Raw genomic sequence first — 15254 nt, 5'->3', positions numbered from 1 at the left:
GTTGGTTGTGCGATTGAATGAACGTATGTTTTTTTGAAGATACGTTCTAAACGACTTATGTATAAACATCTTTTTTTCGATCTCGATCACACACTCTGGGATTTTGATCGCAACTCGACGGAATCCATTTTTGATTTATACGACCGATTCCAGCTCGCCGATCGGGGCGTTGGCTCGGTCGTTGAATTTAACCGCCATTTCATCAGCATCAACAACCGGCTGTGGTCTGATTTCTACAACAACCGGCTGACGCACAGCGACATCCGCAAATACCGATTTCGAATGGTGATGGACGCTGTCGGTGTTTCAGACCACTCGGTTTGTGACGAGATGAACGAGGCTTACCTCCAACTGCTGCCCCGAAAACCGCACCTGATGGAATCGGCCGTGGAGGCCCTGGAGTATTTGAAAAACCGCTATGCGCTCCACATCATCACCAACGGGTTTGATGAAATTCAGGCGCTGAAAATGGCGAGTTCGGGCCTGACCGATTATTTCCAGCACGTCGTCACGATTCAGAAAGCCGAAGCCAAAAAACCGGAGCCCCGTATTTTCGAGTTTGCGCTGGAAGCGTCGGGGGCATCGCTGCGGGAAAGTTTAATGATTGGCGACAATTACGAAGCGGATGTCTGCGGAGCGCAGAATGCGGGCATGGATGTGGTGTATTACAATGCCGCCAGTCTGCCGCTCGAAGGCCCCGCTCCGACCTACGAAATCCACCATTTGAAAGAATTGATCGCGATTCTGTAGACTGGAATTACGAAAAACCGCTATGTAACGTTGACTGCTTTCAGGCCGACCACGCCGATCAGAATCAGGCCCATGAAGAACAGTTCCGGCCAGGTCCAGGTCGATTTTAGCCAGAATACGTCCACTCCTTTTGTAAAAATCAGGCTCAGCGCCATCCAGACGGCGAAAGCCGTCGACGTGGTGATGGAGCGCATGGCCAGCGCCAGCAAAACCGTATTGACCACACCAAAGATAAAATAAGCCAGCCATGAACTAAGAATGGGCAAACCGCCATCGAGCCGGTAAAAGGTAGCCCAGCGCAGGGTTTTCAGCTCATCGACTTGCAGAAATTTCACGGAATACGTCCAGCCCATTTCGCAAAAAGCCGCACCAACCAGACTGAGCCAAGCGGCAAGTGATTGTTTCATAGAAGATTCGTTGTATAATCCGCAGCGGGAAGAAAGTCAATCAAAAAACTGACAAACAACTCATTCGTCGGGACAAAACTGTCCATTAAAAAAGCAGCCGGGCAAAACCCGGCTCTTTCCCCTATTGGTTTACATAAAACAGAAATCGTTTATCATTTGCCAATTCCGTTCAGCATCTTGCCTCCCGGTTTTTTATCAACGGGAATTCATATCGTCTTGCAACACCATCCACTTTCCATACGGACTTTTGATGCCTTGCCGTTGCCTGAGATTGAAAAAAAATAAGCGGACAGGCAACGGCAAGGCAACGATTACTCGTAGATTACTTTAGACTAACGCTGTCCGTATTTGTGTTTTTTCGAAGAGGTAAATCGCTGACTCTGCCCGATATTCTGGAAGGTTGTCGGAATGGGAAACAATCCGCCCAAAAGCAGTTGTTTGAAGCCTATTACAGCTTCGGAGTAAATGTCTGTTTACGCTACGCATCGAGCCGGGAAGAAGCCGAAGAGATGTTCGACGACGGTTTTTTACGCGTATTGAATAAAATTAGTTACTACGATCCCGAACAGCCTTTCGATGCCTGGTTTCGGACCGTCATGGTTCGTTCGGCCATTGATCATTACCGGCAGCATCAGTCCCGAATGGTGCTGACGGATCTGGAAGACGCTTATGACGTCGGTGTTGTCGACGACCTTTTTGCACGAATCTCAGCGGAGGAAATTCTGGATCTGGTCCAAAAAATACCACCGGCTTACCGTACCGTTTTTTCGCTCCACGTCGTCGACGGCTATTCGCATCCCGAAATTGCCCAGCTACTGGGTATCAACGAAGGAACCTCCCGCTCCAACCTGGCGAAAGCCCGACTAAAATTGCAGGAACTGCTTATGAATTGGAACACTACCACTACACCATCTGTAAACCGACGAAACTATGTCTGACGAACGTTTCGACAAATTACTGAAAAAGAATCTGGAATCGGTCAGTACGGCTTACCAGCCCACGGCCTGGAACCGGTTCCGAAAACGGCTCCCGGTTGCGGGATTCTGGCCCTGGCTGCACCAGCATGGCGGCTGGGTGCTGAGCGCCCTGATGCTAACCGGCTGGATGACAACACTGTATAGCCTGCACGAAAATCAGCAGGTCATCCGGCAGTTTACCGAAAAAATGGACCTTGCCACCAGACCAGCGTCGGCGGTTTCGGCATCAGCCGTTACAAAAGCCCCCCAGCGGATGGATACCGTGTATGTTGTCAAACGGACCGTGGTGGATCACCGCCACTATTACCAAACGGAACAGGGCCAGTGGACAACCACCCCGTTCGCAAACCCAACAGAAGCTTCCCGGTTTTCGCTCAGCAACAATCTGCGTGCGCCCAGAAACCGGACAGACAACCGCGGTTGGATTGCCTCGTCGAACGTCCGAAACCGGTTGGCCCGGTCGCTGAAAAACAAACCGGGCAATCGATCGTCAGACAACCCCAATGAAACCGCTAACCGGGAAGTTGCCGCAGCAGACTCCGCAACGGTTTTTACGCCGATTCCCCTTGCCGAAAAAACCGGTTCCGTGACCGATTCAGCCGCGGCTGAATCGGTTTCGCCGGTGGTTGACGCTCCGGCTCCGCAGGCCCCGGTCACGGCCGCAGTGGCCCCCAAAATCCGCCATCCGTTCCGGCTTTCTTCGCTCCATCCGCGGGTGGGTGTCGAGAGCATGGCTACGCTGAACAGCATTGGTTTAGGCCCCGCCGTGGAGGCTTTCCCCGATGCCAATTTAGGTATATCCATCGGCCTGCAAGCCAGCCGGTCGAGTACCGAAAACCTGCAGGCACTGCGTGATTTTAACGAGGCTACGGGGCAGGAGTTTATTGAAGTGTATCGCCCATATTTACCCGCCCAGTTTAACCGCATCACCAACATTTCCATTCAGACGTCCGTCATCAGTTTGCCCGTCAGCCTGAAATATTACGTGCCGTTGCGACGCGCCCTGTCCCTGTTTATTCAGACCGGCACCAGTTTCGATCTATCTGCTTATCAACAGGTTGACTTCGACAGCTACTTATACCGACAGCCCCGTCGGCATACGTTTGAAACCGATACCGAGTCGCGGTTTTTTCATAATTTCATGTTGGGAGCCGGAATTCAATACCGCCGACCGCGCATTTCGGCCCAGTTGTCGCCGTATTATATTTACGATTTTCGCAGTACACTGAATACCGCCAAAGGCAGTAACCTGGGAGCGCGGGCGTCCGTCTGGGTCGATTTGTTCCGGTAAGCGGCCGTAAGTAGTTTCATCATGGAAATTTGATAATTTTTTTTTGAATCAGGCAACGTTTGTCTTTCAAAGGTCCGTAAGTAATTATAACTGTCCAGCTACCATCTCCTGGCGTTATCATGAATCACGAACCGTATGCATCCCGTAACGCAGTACTTTGCCCACGTGCCCGATTCACACCGGATCGGGCTGTTAATTTTTACCATTGCCCTCTTCTGGCACCTCGAAAACCGGCAGGATTGGCGACTCGATTTCCGGCGCTGGCGACACGCGTTGACCAATGCCCGTTTTACGCTGGCAGATGGGCTGGTTCAGGTCTTTCTGGGGCTGTTGTTATTAAAAGAACTCGATTGGAGCGACACCCATAACTGGGGCCTGGTGCGCCATCTTCCCTTCGCTACTAATTCGTTCGTTCATTTTATTGCCGTTTTCCTTATCCTTGATCTGCTGGAATATTTCTACCACGTCGTCATGCATCGCTATGGGTATTTATGGCGGTTCCATGCCGTTCACCACGCGGATCCGCACGTCGACGTGTCAACGGTTCTGCGGGAACATCCCGGCGAAACGTTCATCCGGCTGTCGTTTCTGCTGTTGTGGGTTTTTGTTACCGGCCCCACGTTCTGGGCGCTCATGGCCCGGCAGTTTATCCAGATCGTCGCCAACGTCGCAGCCCACGCCAACTACCGCCTACCCGAATCACTCGACCGGGTGCTGAGCTACGTGCTGGTTACCCCGAACGTCCACCACGTGCATCACCATAGGGAACAACCGTATACCGACAGCAATTACGGCGATGTGCTGAGCATCTGGGACCGGTTTTTCGGAACCTACAGCACGCTGGCGGCCGACAAAATTATTTTTGGCCTCGACACGCATCCTGAACCGACCGACGGGGCGTCTTTCAACCACCTGCTGCTGCAACCTTTCCAGCTTGGCGTTGCCGATGAAGAACTCACTTCGCCGGACGTCTGGTCAGCGGAAGTGAACCCGGTATCTGTTTCCGCCGAATCGGCCCGATGAACCGCTGGCTGCTTCTGGCCTGGATGGCCGGATGGGGAACGCTCAGTCAGGCGCAGCCCAAACTGGCACCTTCTCCGCAAATCAACGTTCGTTTGACGGACGCAGCAACCGGTGCGGACGTACCGTTTGTGAGCGGTTATCTCAAAAAGGGGAAAAACGGTTCTGCATCCGACGAACACGGGAGACTGAGTCTGACGATCCGAAACGGGTCCGATACGTTGGTCCTCTCGCAGGTCGGCTACGAAACGGTTTTTGTACCCGTCACCCAAACCCGGATCGATACCATCCGGATTAACCTGAAAGCCATTACCGGTTTATTGCAGGAAGTGACCGTCACGGGATACCACGATCCGGGGAAAGCGCTGATGCGCCAGATCATTGCCCACACACGCACCAACGATCCGCAAAACCGCAAAGCCTGGCTGCGCGAAACGTACGGACGAATGGAGGTCCTGATCGAAAACCTGTCGGCCAGTCGGGCGGGGAAATTCATGGGCAATTTGCAGCAGGTTTATCAGCACTACGAGCACGATACGGCTTCGACGAGTTCGGTGCCTATTTTTTTCCGGGAACAATACAGCCGCGAGCACCACCGGCACTCGCCCCAAAGCACGGCATCGTACGTGGTTGCCGAGCAAAACCTGGGGCTGAAAACCGATGAACTGGCCGGTAAACTCGAGCGGTTTATTATTCCGTTCAACATCTACGACGGCGTGATCCCGATTCTCAAGCAGTCGTTTGTCGGACCGGTTTCGGATCTGGGGCTGGCCTATTACGCCTTTTCTCCGCCCGACACCCTGATCGATAACGGGATGAACACGTATCGGCTGCGGTTTCATCCAAAAAGAAAGCACGAAAACACGTTCGAGGGAACGCTGCTGATCGACGCCGATAGTTACGCCATCCGGCAGGTAGACCTGGCGACCAGCCCCGGCGTGAACATGAATTTTGTCCAGCAACTGCTGATTCGGCAGACGTTTGCGCCCATGACTGGCGCCGATCGGGAAACCGTGTGGCTCATGACCGAAAACAGCCTGAATTTTGAGTTTAAAAACGGGCTGGCGCTGCTCGGAATTCCCACCCGGGAAGATTCGACGAGTCGAAAAATCCACCTGATCAACACCACTAGTTACGCGCAGTATCAGATTGACCCGCCCGGCGTTACGTCCGCCAATTTTTTCCCGACGGCCCCCGAGCAGGCGGCCCCCAAACCGTTCCGGGAAGAATACCGGCTCCGGCCCCTGACGATGCACGAACAGGCGATTTACGAGGCCGTTGATTCTCTCAAAAACACGCCCCGGTTTCGGCGAACGACCCGAATGGCCGCTTTCATCGCCAGTGGCTACTGGGAAGTCGGCAATCGCTGGCGGTTTGGGCCGCTCAGTTCCATCATGAGTTCCAGCCGCATCGAAGGCCTGCGGTTTCGGACCAGTATCTGGTCGATGGAAGGGTTCGATCCGAACTGGTGTTTCTGGGGGTATCTGGCGTACGGCACCCACGACCGGCGGTTTAAAGAAGTGTTCGGCGTCAAATACGTTCCCGACCGAAACCGCTACCGTAAGTATGAAGTGACGTTCAAGAATGATTACGATGCGCTGGTGGAATACGACGATCAGCTCGACAACGACAACCTGTTCACGCTGGCCTTACGCAAACCGATTCCGGCTTTTCAGAATTTCATGCGGCAGGTCCGGCTCAGCCACGAGCGCGATTTAAGCCCCAACTGGTCGTCGAAAATCTATTTTCATTACGGTTCGCTGTCGCCGTCGTTCCGGTTCAGTTATCTGCCATCGAGACGGGTGGAAAATCCTTCGGATACGTCCCACCGGCAATTGCACGTCCTGACGAATTCCGAAATCGGCGTCTATTTCCGTTACGCCCGCAATGAGCGAACGACCATTCTGAACTACGATAAAATCCGGTTGAACAGCCGGTATCCCGTCTGGCAGTTTCACGTCGCGGGCGGTGTACCGGTTTTCAGGAATACGTATTTCGATTACCTGAAATTCAGCGTCAGTCTGTCGCAGAACCTGCCGATGCCGTTGAAAGGAACCTTGTATTATAACCTGACCAGTGGGGCGGTTTTGGGGACGGTTCCGCTGTTGCTGCTGCACATTCCTCGGGGAAATCCGTATTTTGTTGCCGACAAATACGCCTTCAACGGCATGAGTCCGTACGAATTTGCCGCCGACCGGTACGTGAGCCTGATTACCCGGTATTCGCTGGGCGGACTGATTCTGAACAAGATTCCGCTGCTCAACCAGTTCGACCTGCGCGAACGCGTGACGGCCAATTTTTTCTGGGGAGATCTGGCCCAGACCTGCCGGAATTTCAATCAGGTCAATTCGTTCAAAACCACGGGGCGCACGCCCTACGCGGAAGTAGGCGTTGGGGTCGAAAATATTTTCAACCTGTTTTCCGTCGACTGCATCTGGCGGCTCAACCATCTGACGGCGGTCAACACCGCTCACGCGTCTCATTTTGGCATTTACACCGGAGTTCGAATTCAATTTTAAGTACGTACCTATCGCATGAAGAAGAAGCAAAAAATCCTTTGGTTTCTCTTACCGGCGCTGTTGCCCTTTCTGACGGGTATTTCAAGCTCCCTATCGGCCAACCGGATTGTGGGCATCTGGGAATCGGTCGACAAGGACCTGCGGATTGAAATGCAGGAAGAAAAAGACCATCAGTTTGTGGGAAAGGTGGTGTGGTTTTATTGCCCGCCCGGAACGCCACCGATGGAGCAATGTCTGGACTCCGAAAATCCCGATCCGGCCTTACGCAGCCGCTCCTGGCTGGGCCTGCGGGTCGTCGAAAAGCTGACGTACCAGGGAGAAAACAAATGGGGTGGCGGTAAAGTGTATGACCCGAACACCGGTCATACGTTCGATACAGAAGTGCGGCTGGTATCGTTAGACCAATTGAACGTACGCGGTTACTGGAAGTTTGTCTGGCTGGGCCGAAGCCTGCAGTTCAAGCGGGTGCAGTAGGAGTCGTTTCGGTTTCCAGAAACAGAGGTTTTCCGTTGAACGTGCCTTCGCGGCCCACCACCTGAAACCGGGCAAATAATTCTTCGGAATACCACCGCCGTTCACGCGTTCGCCGAACCACTTCTTTGTGACCGCTTTGCCGGTAAGCGAACTGTTCGATCACTTTTTCGTCTTTCCAGACGCTGATCGTGCATTGCTGCAAAACCGGTTTTTCACCCACGCCAATAGCCAGCAGCAGGTCGTCGGCGTGGGTTTTCAGCCGTTGCCGAACCTGCGGAATATGTCGCCAGAAATCGGGCAAAGCCGCCAGTCGAATGGTCGCGCGGGTCAAAACCGCCACCGGAAAACCGCCCGAACGCGGGCTGGCAGCGGTTTCAAAGGGATTTTGGCCATCCCAGGCACCGTGTGAGCGGATGGGATTCAGGTAGAGCGTACCCGTCTCGTTGGTTTCCGTACAAATGTTTTTCCAGCGATCGGATTCGAAAAAAAGCCGGGCGTTTTTTTCATCGGTCCAGACACCCAGAAAAACATAGGCCGACAAATCCGGGATCAGGCCGAAGTTCCGTCCGCAGCCCATCATCTTCTGAAACCGCAATCCCTCGGCCTGAAACGGGTTCATGACCCAGCGGCCCATGTTGGCAAAAGCCCGGTACCAGCGCCGGGGCGGATACCGTAATAACGTAAAGGTGACAACCACGGTAAAACACTTTCAATCTGTACAAACAGATACAACTAGTCAGACTGCCTGTTTGATTTATTTATCAGGAGGAAAAAAACCGGTCACCGATTAAAGAAGTAAGGTGTGCCAGCCGTCGCGCAGCTTATTCACCGCCCGGTGGAGCAAATTGGCCACGGACTGGTAATTAAGCCCCATCACTTCCGCGATTTTATCGTTGGGCAAAGCCGCAAAAAATTTCAGGTGAACGGCTTCCTGCTGGCGGTCGGTCAGGGTTTTCAGCAAGGCTTCCAGGCGAGTGCGCTGGTAGGCCGACAGTTCCGTCCGGATCAACTCCGCTTCGAAGCTTTCCTCAAAAAATGATCCTTCCGAAAAATCGTCTTCCAGCGATTCCGTAAAACCCCGCCGGATGGATTCTTTGTGGAGTTTTCGCCGTAGCGATTTAAACAGATATACCCGCACGTATTCCGTCTGGGCAATATTCCGGCGGTACGCCCAGAGTTCCACAAACAAATCCTGAATGCCGTCCTTGAGCACATCGACATCACGGGTAAACTTGGACCCGTAGTGGTATAATGGACGGTAAAAACGCCGGATGAGTTCTTCAAAGGCCCCTTCATCTCCCGCCCGCACCCGTTCCCAGAGATCCGGATCGGTCAATTTACTTTCCATAACATCGGTGGATAGGATATGAAAATAGGTTTACGCGATTGCCTTCACAAGCCATTATCCTCCCAAATTAGTGGATTATCTGTAAAAAATAGTAACAAGTCGGGAAATTTCCTGCCAACAAAAAAATCGCACAAAAGTGGGTATCAACCTGAAAAACCGTTCTATCTCCCAATATCCACAGTGCTCCGGGAGCCGTACCATCTCATTATGCAGGCGTATCAGCATTACAAAGCCGAAGATTTTCTAACCGACGATTCGTTCATCGCCTGGGTCTACAACCGGGACGCAGGGGCTGCGGCTTTCTGGTCCGACTGGATGGCGCAGGCGCTTCCGAACCGGGCGGAAGCGCTGCTTGCCAAGGATATTCTGGAAGCGTTGAACATCCCGGCTGCCGCAGTTACCGAAGCCGCGTTGGCGGACGAAACCGGTCAGATTCTACGGCGAATTCGACAACCCGTTCACCGGAAAATTCCGGTTTATCGGCGCGTTTGGTACGTGGCCGCAACCCTGGTTCTGCTGCTGGGCGCCGGTTGGCTGGTGTGGCGAACCCCGCAAAAACCGCTGTCGCTGGTGAGTCTGCTGCCGACCGCCCCATCCAGCGACGGCGTGGTGGAACAGGCAAACCGGACCAGCAAACCGGTTCGGGTGACTTTGCCGGATGGCAGTACGGTTCGGCTCCAGCCCAACAGCCGGATTCAGCACGTGGCCGGCTTTGGGCAACAGGTGCGGGCGGTGGTGCTGACGGGCGAAGCGTTTTTCGACGTGGTTCCGAACCCGAAAGTACCGTTTCTGGTATACGCCCGGGACGTGGTGACGCGCGTGGTTGGCACCAGTTTTACCATAAAAGCCTACGACGAAAACCCGCAGGTAACGGTCGCCGTTCGGACCGGGCGCGTGACGGTTTATTCCCGGAAAGAACTGGAACAACAACGGAATGCGGCCAAACCGGAAGTAACCGGCGTTGTGCTGACCCCGAATCAGCAGGTGGTTTTTAACGCCAAAGAGGAGGTTTTCCGGAAAGAACTCGTTGAAAATCCGGTTTTTATCGCCAAAAATGCGGCTTCTGTTTCCTTCGATTTCGACGATGTGCCGCTGGCCGACGTGTTCCGGCGCATCGAAGAAACGTACGAAATCGACATCGTTTACAACGAACAACTCCTGCAAAAATGCACCCTGACGGCCTCGCTGACCGGCTTGTCGCTGTATGAACAACTGCGACTGATCAGCAAATCACTCGAAGGTTCCTACGAGGTAACCGACGGCAAAGTGCTCATCCTGGCAACCGGATGTGGCGAATAAATCCAAAGTAACAATGCGACACCCCTTATTGATCAAACCATGAAAAAACGACTACTAACCCAACCATTCGTGTTTTACCTCCGCCGGATGATGTACCTGCTCGTGCTGCTGGCCGTCTCGCACACCGGTTTTTCGGTCAGCCCGGATCAGGCCACGCAGGAATTGCTCAGCCAGCGCATCAGTCTGCAACTGAAAAACAAATCGCTGAAACAGGTTTTGGCCACGATTGAAAAGCAGACGCAGGTCAAATTTATTTACGTACCGCAAAACATCCGCGTCGATCGCGATCTCTCGTTAGTCGCGACCAATGAACAACTTTCTGCGGTTCTGGAGCGGCTGTTCGCACCCCTGGCAATTACGTACGAAGTATCCGAAAACCGCATCATCCTGACCAAAGGCAAAACCAGCGAAATCCTGCCCGCGGAGCCTGCGACCACTGTTGCATCGCTGGAGCAGGCGGTTTCGGGTACGGTTTCCGACGACAAAGGCGAGAGCCTGCCGGGCGTCAGCATCACCATCAAAGGCACCACGCAGGGAACGACGACCGACGCGCAGGGGGCCTTCAAGCTCAACGTAGCCGACGGCAATGCGGTGTTGGTTTTCAGCTTTGTGGGCTACGCCAAACAGGAAATTACGGTGGGTACCCAAAGTATCCTGACGGTTCGTTTGTTGCCCGGCGATCAGACCCTGAACGAAGTGGTGGTTACCGCGCTGGGGATTAAACGGGAGAAAAAAGCACTGGCCTATTCCACCGGCGAAATCAAAGGTTCCGATCTGGCACAGGCCAACGTCACCAACCTCGGAACGGCTTTATCGGCCAAAGTGTCGGGGGTCCAGGTAACGTCTTCGGCGGGCGGGATGTCCGGTTCGTCGCGGATTGTGATTCGCGGAAACTCCTCGTTATCAGGAAATTCGCAACCTTTGTACGTCATCGACGGCGTACCGATCGACAATTCCAACCGCCGGGCGATCAGTTCGTATCAACTACAGGGCGGTCTGGACGGTGGCGACGGGATTTCCAACATCAACCCGAACGACATCGAATCCATGACCATTCTGAAAGGCCCCAACGGAACGGCTCTGTACGGCCAGCTGGGGGCCAACGGGGTGGTGATCATCACGACCAAATCGGGTCGACGCAACCGCCGTCCGTCCATTCAGTACAGCGGCAGTTATTCGGTCGGCAACGCCCTCGTGAAACCGGATTACCAGAACGAATACGGACAGGGTTACAACGGCCAGTTCACGTTTTACCGGCAGGCCAACGGCGTGGTGGTGCCGTTCAACTCGACGCTGACGGGCGGCATTCCGAAACTGAGTGCGGGCCGGAATCCGACGACGCGCGGAAGCTGGGGGCCGAAAATGCAGGGACAAAAGATCGAAGATATGTGGGGTGATACGGTGAGCTATTCGCCCGTCACTGATCCGTACAAGGCTTTTTTTCGTCCGGAAAAACAGGCGATGAATACCGTCAGTGTCGACGGTGGCGGTGAAAAAGTGAATTACTATTTTTCGCTGACGAACCTGACCAACGACGGTTTTACGCCCACCAACAAACTGAACCGGAACTCGGTGACGGTTAAACTGTCGGCGGATATTGCCAAAGGCCTGAATCTGGATACGAAAGTCAATTACGTCAACCAGTTTGTCAATAACCGCCCGTACGTCGGCGACGATGGCTTGAACCCGGTTTACCGGTTTTTGTACATTCCGCGGAGTTTGAACATGGACGGCCTGAAGCGGTACGAATACACGGCCAAAGACATTCGCTATTCGCAGGACCTGGGCGGCAATGGTTACTTTGTCGGCGGTGAGAAGATTTTCGAAAGTAACTCGGTGACTTCCAATCCGTTCTGGACCATCAACAATACGCACAACGAAGACACCCGCGACCGGATTATTGCCTACGCCAAGCTGAATTACGAGCTGGCCAAAGGCATCAATTTACAGGCTCGTTACGGAACGGATTTGTATTATGAACGGCAATTCGCCTGGAAAGCCGTCGGAACGCGCATCTCGCAAACCGGTGATGTAGCCGAGAATATGGAGTATAACAAAACGGAAAACATCGATGCATTGCTGATGATCAACCGGGAAGTCGGTGATTTTTCGATCAATGCCAACTTTGGAGCCAACCACCTGAGTAACAAATACCGTATTACGGGCAATGCCGGCAGCCAGCTCAGCATTCCGGGTCTGTACGCCATCGGTCGGACGGTGCTGAACACGCCCCGGCTGGGGGTGGCCGAATCGGTCATCAATTCCGTTTACGGCCAGGCCAGCGTTGGTTTCCGCAATTATTTGTTCCTCGACGTGTCGGCGCGGAACGACTGGTCGTCGACGCTTCCAATCACCAACAGTTCGTTTTTTTACCCATCGGTTGGGTTGAGTTGGGCCGTAACGGACGCTCTCAAACTGAATGTGCCGGCTTTGGACTATTTCAAAGTACGGGTTTCGTATGCACAGGCCGGACGGTCCGGCGATCCATACAACACCCTGGGGTATTACGGGTTGAATGCGAACACGTTCCTGAATCAGCCGCTGGCAACCTACACCAGCACTATTGTTGACCCGAACCTGAAAAACGAGTTGAAAACCTCGTACGAAGCCGGAGCCGAATTACGGTTTTTGAAAAACCGCCTGAATCTGGATTTCACGTATTACCATTCCGTGACCAGCAACCAGATTATACCGATTGTCATCTCACAATCAACCGGTTACAGCACCAAAGTAACCAATGCCGGTCGGATCGAAAACAAAGGCGTTGAGTTCCTGATTGCGGGCACGCCGGTGAAACTCACCAACGGTTTTTCCTGGGATCTGGGCTTCAACTTCTCGGCAAACCGCAACAAAGTCCTCGAATTGATCGACGGTGTAAATGAAATCGTGGTGGGTTCCGACCGCAACATCCGCGTTGTAGCCGCACCGGGCGAGCCCTACGGTCAGCTGAAAGCCGCCGATTATGCCTGGCTGAAAGACGCCAACGGCAACCGGCTGATCGACGACAAGGGCCTGCCCATCGTGCAAAGCATTAGTACCGTGGCTATTGGCAACGCAACGCCCAAATGGATTGGCGGGATTACCAACACCTTCTCGTACAAAGGCTTATCGCTGAGCGGTTTGATCGACATCCGGCAGGGCGGGCAGATTTTCTCGCAGGGACGCGTACAGGAAGCCGCTTACGGAACCTCGAAACGGACGCTCGAAGGTCGGGAAGGCGGTTTGATCGCGTCCGGTATCAAGGCACGCCGGGAAGGCAACCAGTGGATCAGCACGGGCCAGGCCAACGACATTCCGACGACGGCCCAGGCCTACTGGAACCGGGTGGCTTCGGATAAAGGCTTTGCCGTTGCGGAAGAATTTCTGTACGACGCCAGCTACGTGGCGATCCGCGAACTGCGGCTTTCCTACCAGCTTCCGGCGTCCATTCTGAAAAACAACAAAGTGGTCAGAGGAGCGTCGCTGGCGGTTTATGGCCGCAATCTGGGCTACCTCGAACGGCACACGGACGGTTTTTCTCCGGAAAACTCGTCCATCAACGTCAATTCCGGCACGATGGGCATGGAACAACACTCGCTGCCGTTGCTGCGGACCGTTGGCGTGGACTTAAACCTGAACTTCTGACCGGAACCCAAACTGCATCGAAATCATGAAACTTTTATCTAAAAAAATACTGCTTCCGGTACTGGGTCTGATCGTCAGCGCATCGGCCTGTACCAATAATTTTGAGGAACTGAACACCTCGCCGACCCAGCCCCGCAGCGTTCCGGCCGAGTATCTGTATTCGCAGGCCCAACTGAGCGGTTTTCTGGCCGATGGCACCAACTGGTGGCAGGTCGGATCGTGGGTCGAACAATGGGCCAGCGGCTCGCTGTCGGCACCTTCGCAATACCTCGAAGACCGCGACATTTACGAAACCAACAACTGGACGTCGCATTACGAACTGATCAAGAACCTTGCGCAAATTCGGTTACAGATTCTGAAAGGGCAGGAAGGAACGCCAAACGGACGCACCAAATTGGCGATTGCCAAAATTACGGAAATCTATTTCTGGCAGCGCATGACCGATTTCTGGGGTGATATTCCGTATACGCAGGCCGGTTTGCCCGACGACAACCTGATTTTGTTACCGAAATACGACAAGCAGGAAGACATCTACAAATCCCTGATCACGGACCTGGATGCAGCCATCGGGCAACTGACGGCGACGGATGTGTCATACGCCAATGCGGATTTTGTTTACAAAGGCGACGTAACCAAATGGCGCAAACTGGGCAACTCGCTGAAACTTCGGCTGGGGATGCGGCTTCGCTACGCGGATGCGGCTTTATCCCGAAAAACCGTTGAGGAAGCCCTGAAAGCGCCCCTGATCGAAAGCAATGCCGACAACGGCGCCATGCCGACCGTGACGCAGGACGGGAATCCGTTTGGCTACCACCCGATCATTGGCGGTTACAACGGAAGTAAGGAGTTGAACCAGATGGCGGCTCCGTTTATTGACATGCTGCTGGCGAAGAACGACCCGCGTCTGCCGCGCATTGCCGAGCCGACCGAGAATTCCAAAAAAGCCGGGAAACCCATTTACCGGGGATTAGGTGTTGCGCTGGGCAGCAGCGTAATCATCAACCGCGATGATTATTCATACGGCAACATTGCCATTTACAACGACCGGAAAGCGACGTTCCCGTACGTGTTTCTGGCGTATTCCGACAACCTGTTCTTCAAGGCCGAAGCGGCTTTGCTGGGTTGGGGCGGACTGACACCGGCGCAGGCCGAAGGTTTCTACCAGGCCGGCATCCGGGCCGCGATGCAGATTCAGCCGTATTCCATCGCCGAAGCCGACATTGCCGCCTACATCGCGCGGGAAGGCAAGCTGACGGGTACGCCGGAAGAACAACTGGAGCAGATCATGACTCAGAAATGGATCAGCCTGTTCATGCGGCATTACGAAGCGTTTGCCGAATGGCGTCGCACGGGGTATCCCAAACTAAAACCGGGTCCGAATCCGGGCACCACCAACGGCCAGATCCCGCGCCGGGGCGTTTATTCAAGTACCGAACGGCTGCGGAATGCGACCAACTACAACGAAGCGTCGTCTCGAATGGCGAACGGCGATACGTATTTGAGCAAGGTTTGGTGGGATAAGAAGTAGTTTTTTTGAGAGGAAAG

The 15254-nt window shown here is 53.9% G+C and carries 12 protein-coding genes; 9 read left to right on the top strand and 3 right to left on the bottom strand.

Annotated elements, in window-relative coordinates; genetic code table 11:
* The first annotated feature begins 57 nt into the window (after positions 1-57).
* Positions 58-750 carry a YjjG family noncanonical pyrimidine nucleotidase gene (locus EHT25_RS13485; protein WP_124875283.1) on the top strand — a complete coding sequence of 231 codons (693 nt, stop codon included), beginning with the start codon at positions 58-60 and terminating at the stop codon, positions 748-750.
* Positions 751-770: 20 nt separating this feature from the next.
* On the opposite strand, the gene EHT25_RS13480 is transcribed toward EHT25_RS13485, so the two are convergent.
* Positions 771-1157: a DMT family transporter gene (locus EHT25_RS13480; RefSeq protein ID WP_124875281.1), complete on the bottom strand. Its 387-nt coding sequence runs from the start codon at positions 1155-1157 to the stop codon at positions 771-773.
* Between the two features lie 350 nt (positions 1158-1507).
* Between EHT25_RS13480 and EHT25_RS13475 the strand changes: the two genes are divergently transcribed.
* The 5 genes from EHT25_RS13475 to EHT25_RS13455 all read left to right on the top strand — a co-directional run bounded on the left by EHT25_RS13475 (position 1508) and on the right by EHT25_RS13455 (position 7438).
* Positions 1508-2095 (top strand): RNA polymerase sigma factor, encoded by a 588-nt coding sequence (locus EHT25_RS13475; protein WP_229311526.1) that lies wholly within the window; start codon positions 1508-1510, stop codon positions 2093-2095.
* Positions 2088-3425: a hypothetical protein gene (locus EHT25_RS13470; RefSeq protein WP_124875277.1), complete on the top strand. Its 1338-nt coding sequence runs from the start codon at positions 2088-2090 to the stop codon at positions 3423-3425. Before EHT25_RS13475 ends, EHT25_RS13470 begins: the two co-directional genes overlap by 8 nt.
* 135 nt (positions 3426-3560) lie before the next feature.
* On the top strand, positions 3561-4448 hold the full coding sequence (locus EHT25_RS13465; protein ID WP_124875275.1) for a sterol desaturase family protein: 888 nt from the start codon (positions 3561-3563) through the stop codon (positions 4446-4448).
* On the top strand, positions 4445-6964 hold the full coding sequence (locus tag EHT25_RS13460; protein ID WP_124875273.1) for a DUF5686 family protein: 2520 nt from the start codon (positions 4445-4447) through the stop codon (positions 6962-6964). The genes EHT25_RS13465 and EHT25_RS13460 overlap by 4 nt, the downstream gene beginning before the upstream one ends.
* A 15-nt stretch (positions 6965-6979) precedes the next feature.
* Positions 6980-7438: a DUF2147 domain-containing protein gene (locus EHT25_RS13455; protein WP_124875271.1), complete on the top strand. Its 459-nt coding sequence runs from the start codon at positions 6980-6982 to the stop codon at positions 7436-7438.
* Here EHT25_RS13455 and EHT25_RS13450 read toward each other — a convergent pair.
* Together EHT25_RS13450 and EHT25_RS13445 are read right to left on the bottom strand one after the other, a co-directional pair.
* Positions 7422-8135, bottom strand: a complete 714-nt coding sequence (locus EHT25_RS13450; RefSeq protein ID WP_124875269.1) for a DUF3291 domain-containing protein — start codon at positions 8133-8135, stop codon at positions 7422-7424. The two genes, EHT25_RS13455 and EHT25_RS13450, sit on opposite strands and share 17 nt — an antisense overlap.
* A 90-nt stretch (positions 8136-8225) precedes the next feature.
* Complete coding sequence (locus EHT25_RS13445; protein WP_124875267.1) at positions 8226-8786, bottom strand: RNA polymerase sigma factor; 561 nt, start codon at positions 8784-8786, stop codon at positions 8226-8228.
* A 207-nt stretch (positions 8787-8993) separates the two neighbouring features.
* Here EHT25_RS13445 and EHT25_RS13440 point away from each other — a divergent pair, with 207 nt between their 5' ends.
* The 3 genes from EHT25_RS13440 to EHT25_RS13430 are packed head-to-tail and all read left to right on the top strand — an operon-like array spanning position 8994 to position 15237.
* Entirely contained in the window at positions 8994-10085 is a 1092-nt protein-coding gene (locus EHT25_RS13440; RefSeq protein WP_185731357.1) for a FecR family protein, read from the top strand.
* Between the two features lie 39 nt (positions 10086-10124).
* Positions 10125-13709: a SusC/RagA family TonB-linked outer membrane protein gene (locus tag EHT25_RS13435; protein WP_124875263.1), complete on the top strand. Its 3585-nt coding sequence runs from the start codon at positions 10125-10127 to the stop codon at positions 13707-13709.
* 25 nt (positions 13710-13734) lie between these two features.
* A complete protein-coding gene (locus tag EHT25_RS13430) occupies positions 13735-15237 on the top strand; it encodes a SusD/RagB family nutrient-binding outer membrane lipoprotein (protein WP_124875261.1) in 1503 nt (500 codons plus the stop codon).
* Positions 15238-15254 lie beyond the last annotated feature (17 nt).

It is taken from the genome of Larkinella rosea (assembly GCF_003858635.1).
Classification (GTDB): domain Bacteria; phylum Bacteroidota; class Bacteroidia; order Cytophagales; family Spirosomataceae; genus Larkinella; species Larkinella rosea.
The sequence above is the reverse complement of the archived record's forward strand: the minus strand, read 5'-3'. Positions and strand labels throughout refer to the sequence as shown.

What these genes read in the sequence shown, in the direction of transcription:
- EHT25_RS13485 (WP_124875283.1), top strand. Translation starts at nt 58, where the DNA reads ATGTATAAACATCTTTTTTTCGATCTCGATCACACACTCTGGGATTTT.
- EHT25_RS13435 (WP_124875263.1), top strand. Translation starts at nt 10,125, where the DNA reads ATGAAAAAACGACTACTAACCCAACCATTCGTGTTTTACCTCCGCCGG.
- EHT25_RS13480 (WP_124875281.1), bottom strand. Translation starts at nt 1,157, where the DNA reads ATGAAACAATCACTTGCCGCTTGGCTCAGTCTGGTTGGTGCGGCTTTT.
- EHT25_RS13455 (WP_124875271.1), top strand. Translation starts at nt 6,980, where the DNA reads ATGAAGAAGAAGCAAAAAATCCTTTGGTTTCTCTTACCGGCGCTGTTG.
- EHT25_RS13430 (WP_124875261.1), top strand. Translation starts at nt 13,735, where the DNA reads ATGAAACTTTTATCTAAAAAAATACTGCTTCCGGTACTGGGTCTGATC.
- EHT25_RS13460 (WP_124875273.1), top strand. Translation starts at nt 4,445, where the DNA reads ATGAACCGCTGGCTGCTTCTGGCCTGGATGGCCGGATGGGGAACGCTC.
- EHT25_RS13465 (WP_124875275.1), top strand. Translation starts at nt 3,561, where the DNA reads ATGCATCCCGTAACGCAGTACTTTGCCCACGTGCCCGATTCACACCGG.
- EHT25_RS13470 (WP_124875277.1), top strand. Translation starts at nt 2,088, where the DNA reads ATGTCTGACGAACGTTTCGACAAATTACTGAAAAAGAATCTGGAATCG.
- EHT25_RS13445 (WP_124875267.1), bottom strand. Translation starts at nt 8,786, where the DNA reads ATGGAAAGTAAATTGACCGATCCGGATCTCTGGGAACGGGTGCGGGCG.
- EHT25_RS13440 (WP_185731357.1), top strand. Translation starts at nt 8,994, where the DNA reads ATGCAGGCGTATCAGCATTACAAAGCCGAAGATTTTCTAACCGACGAT.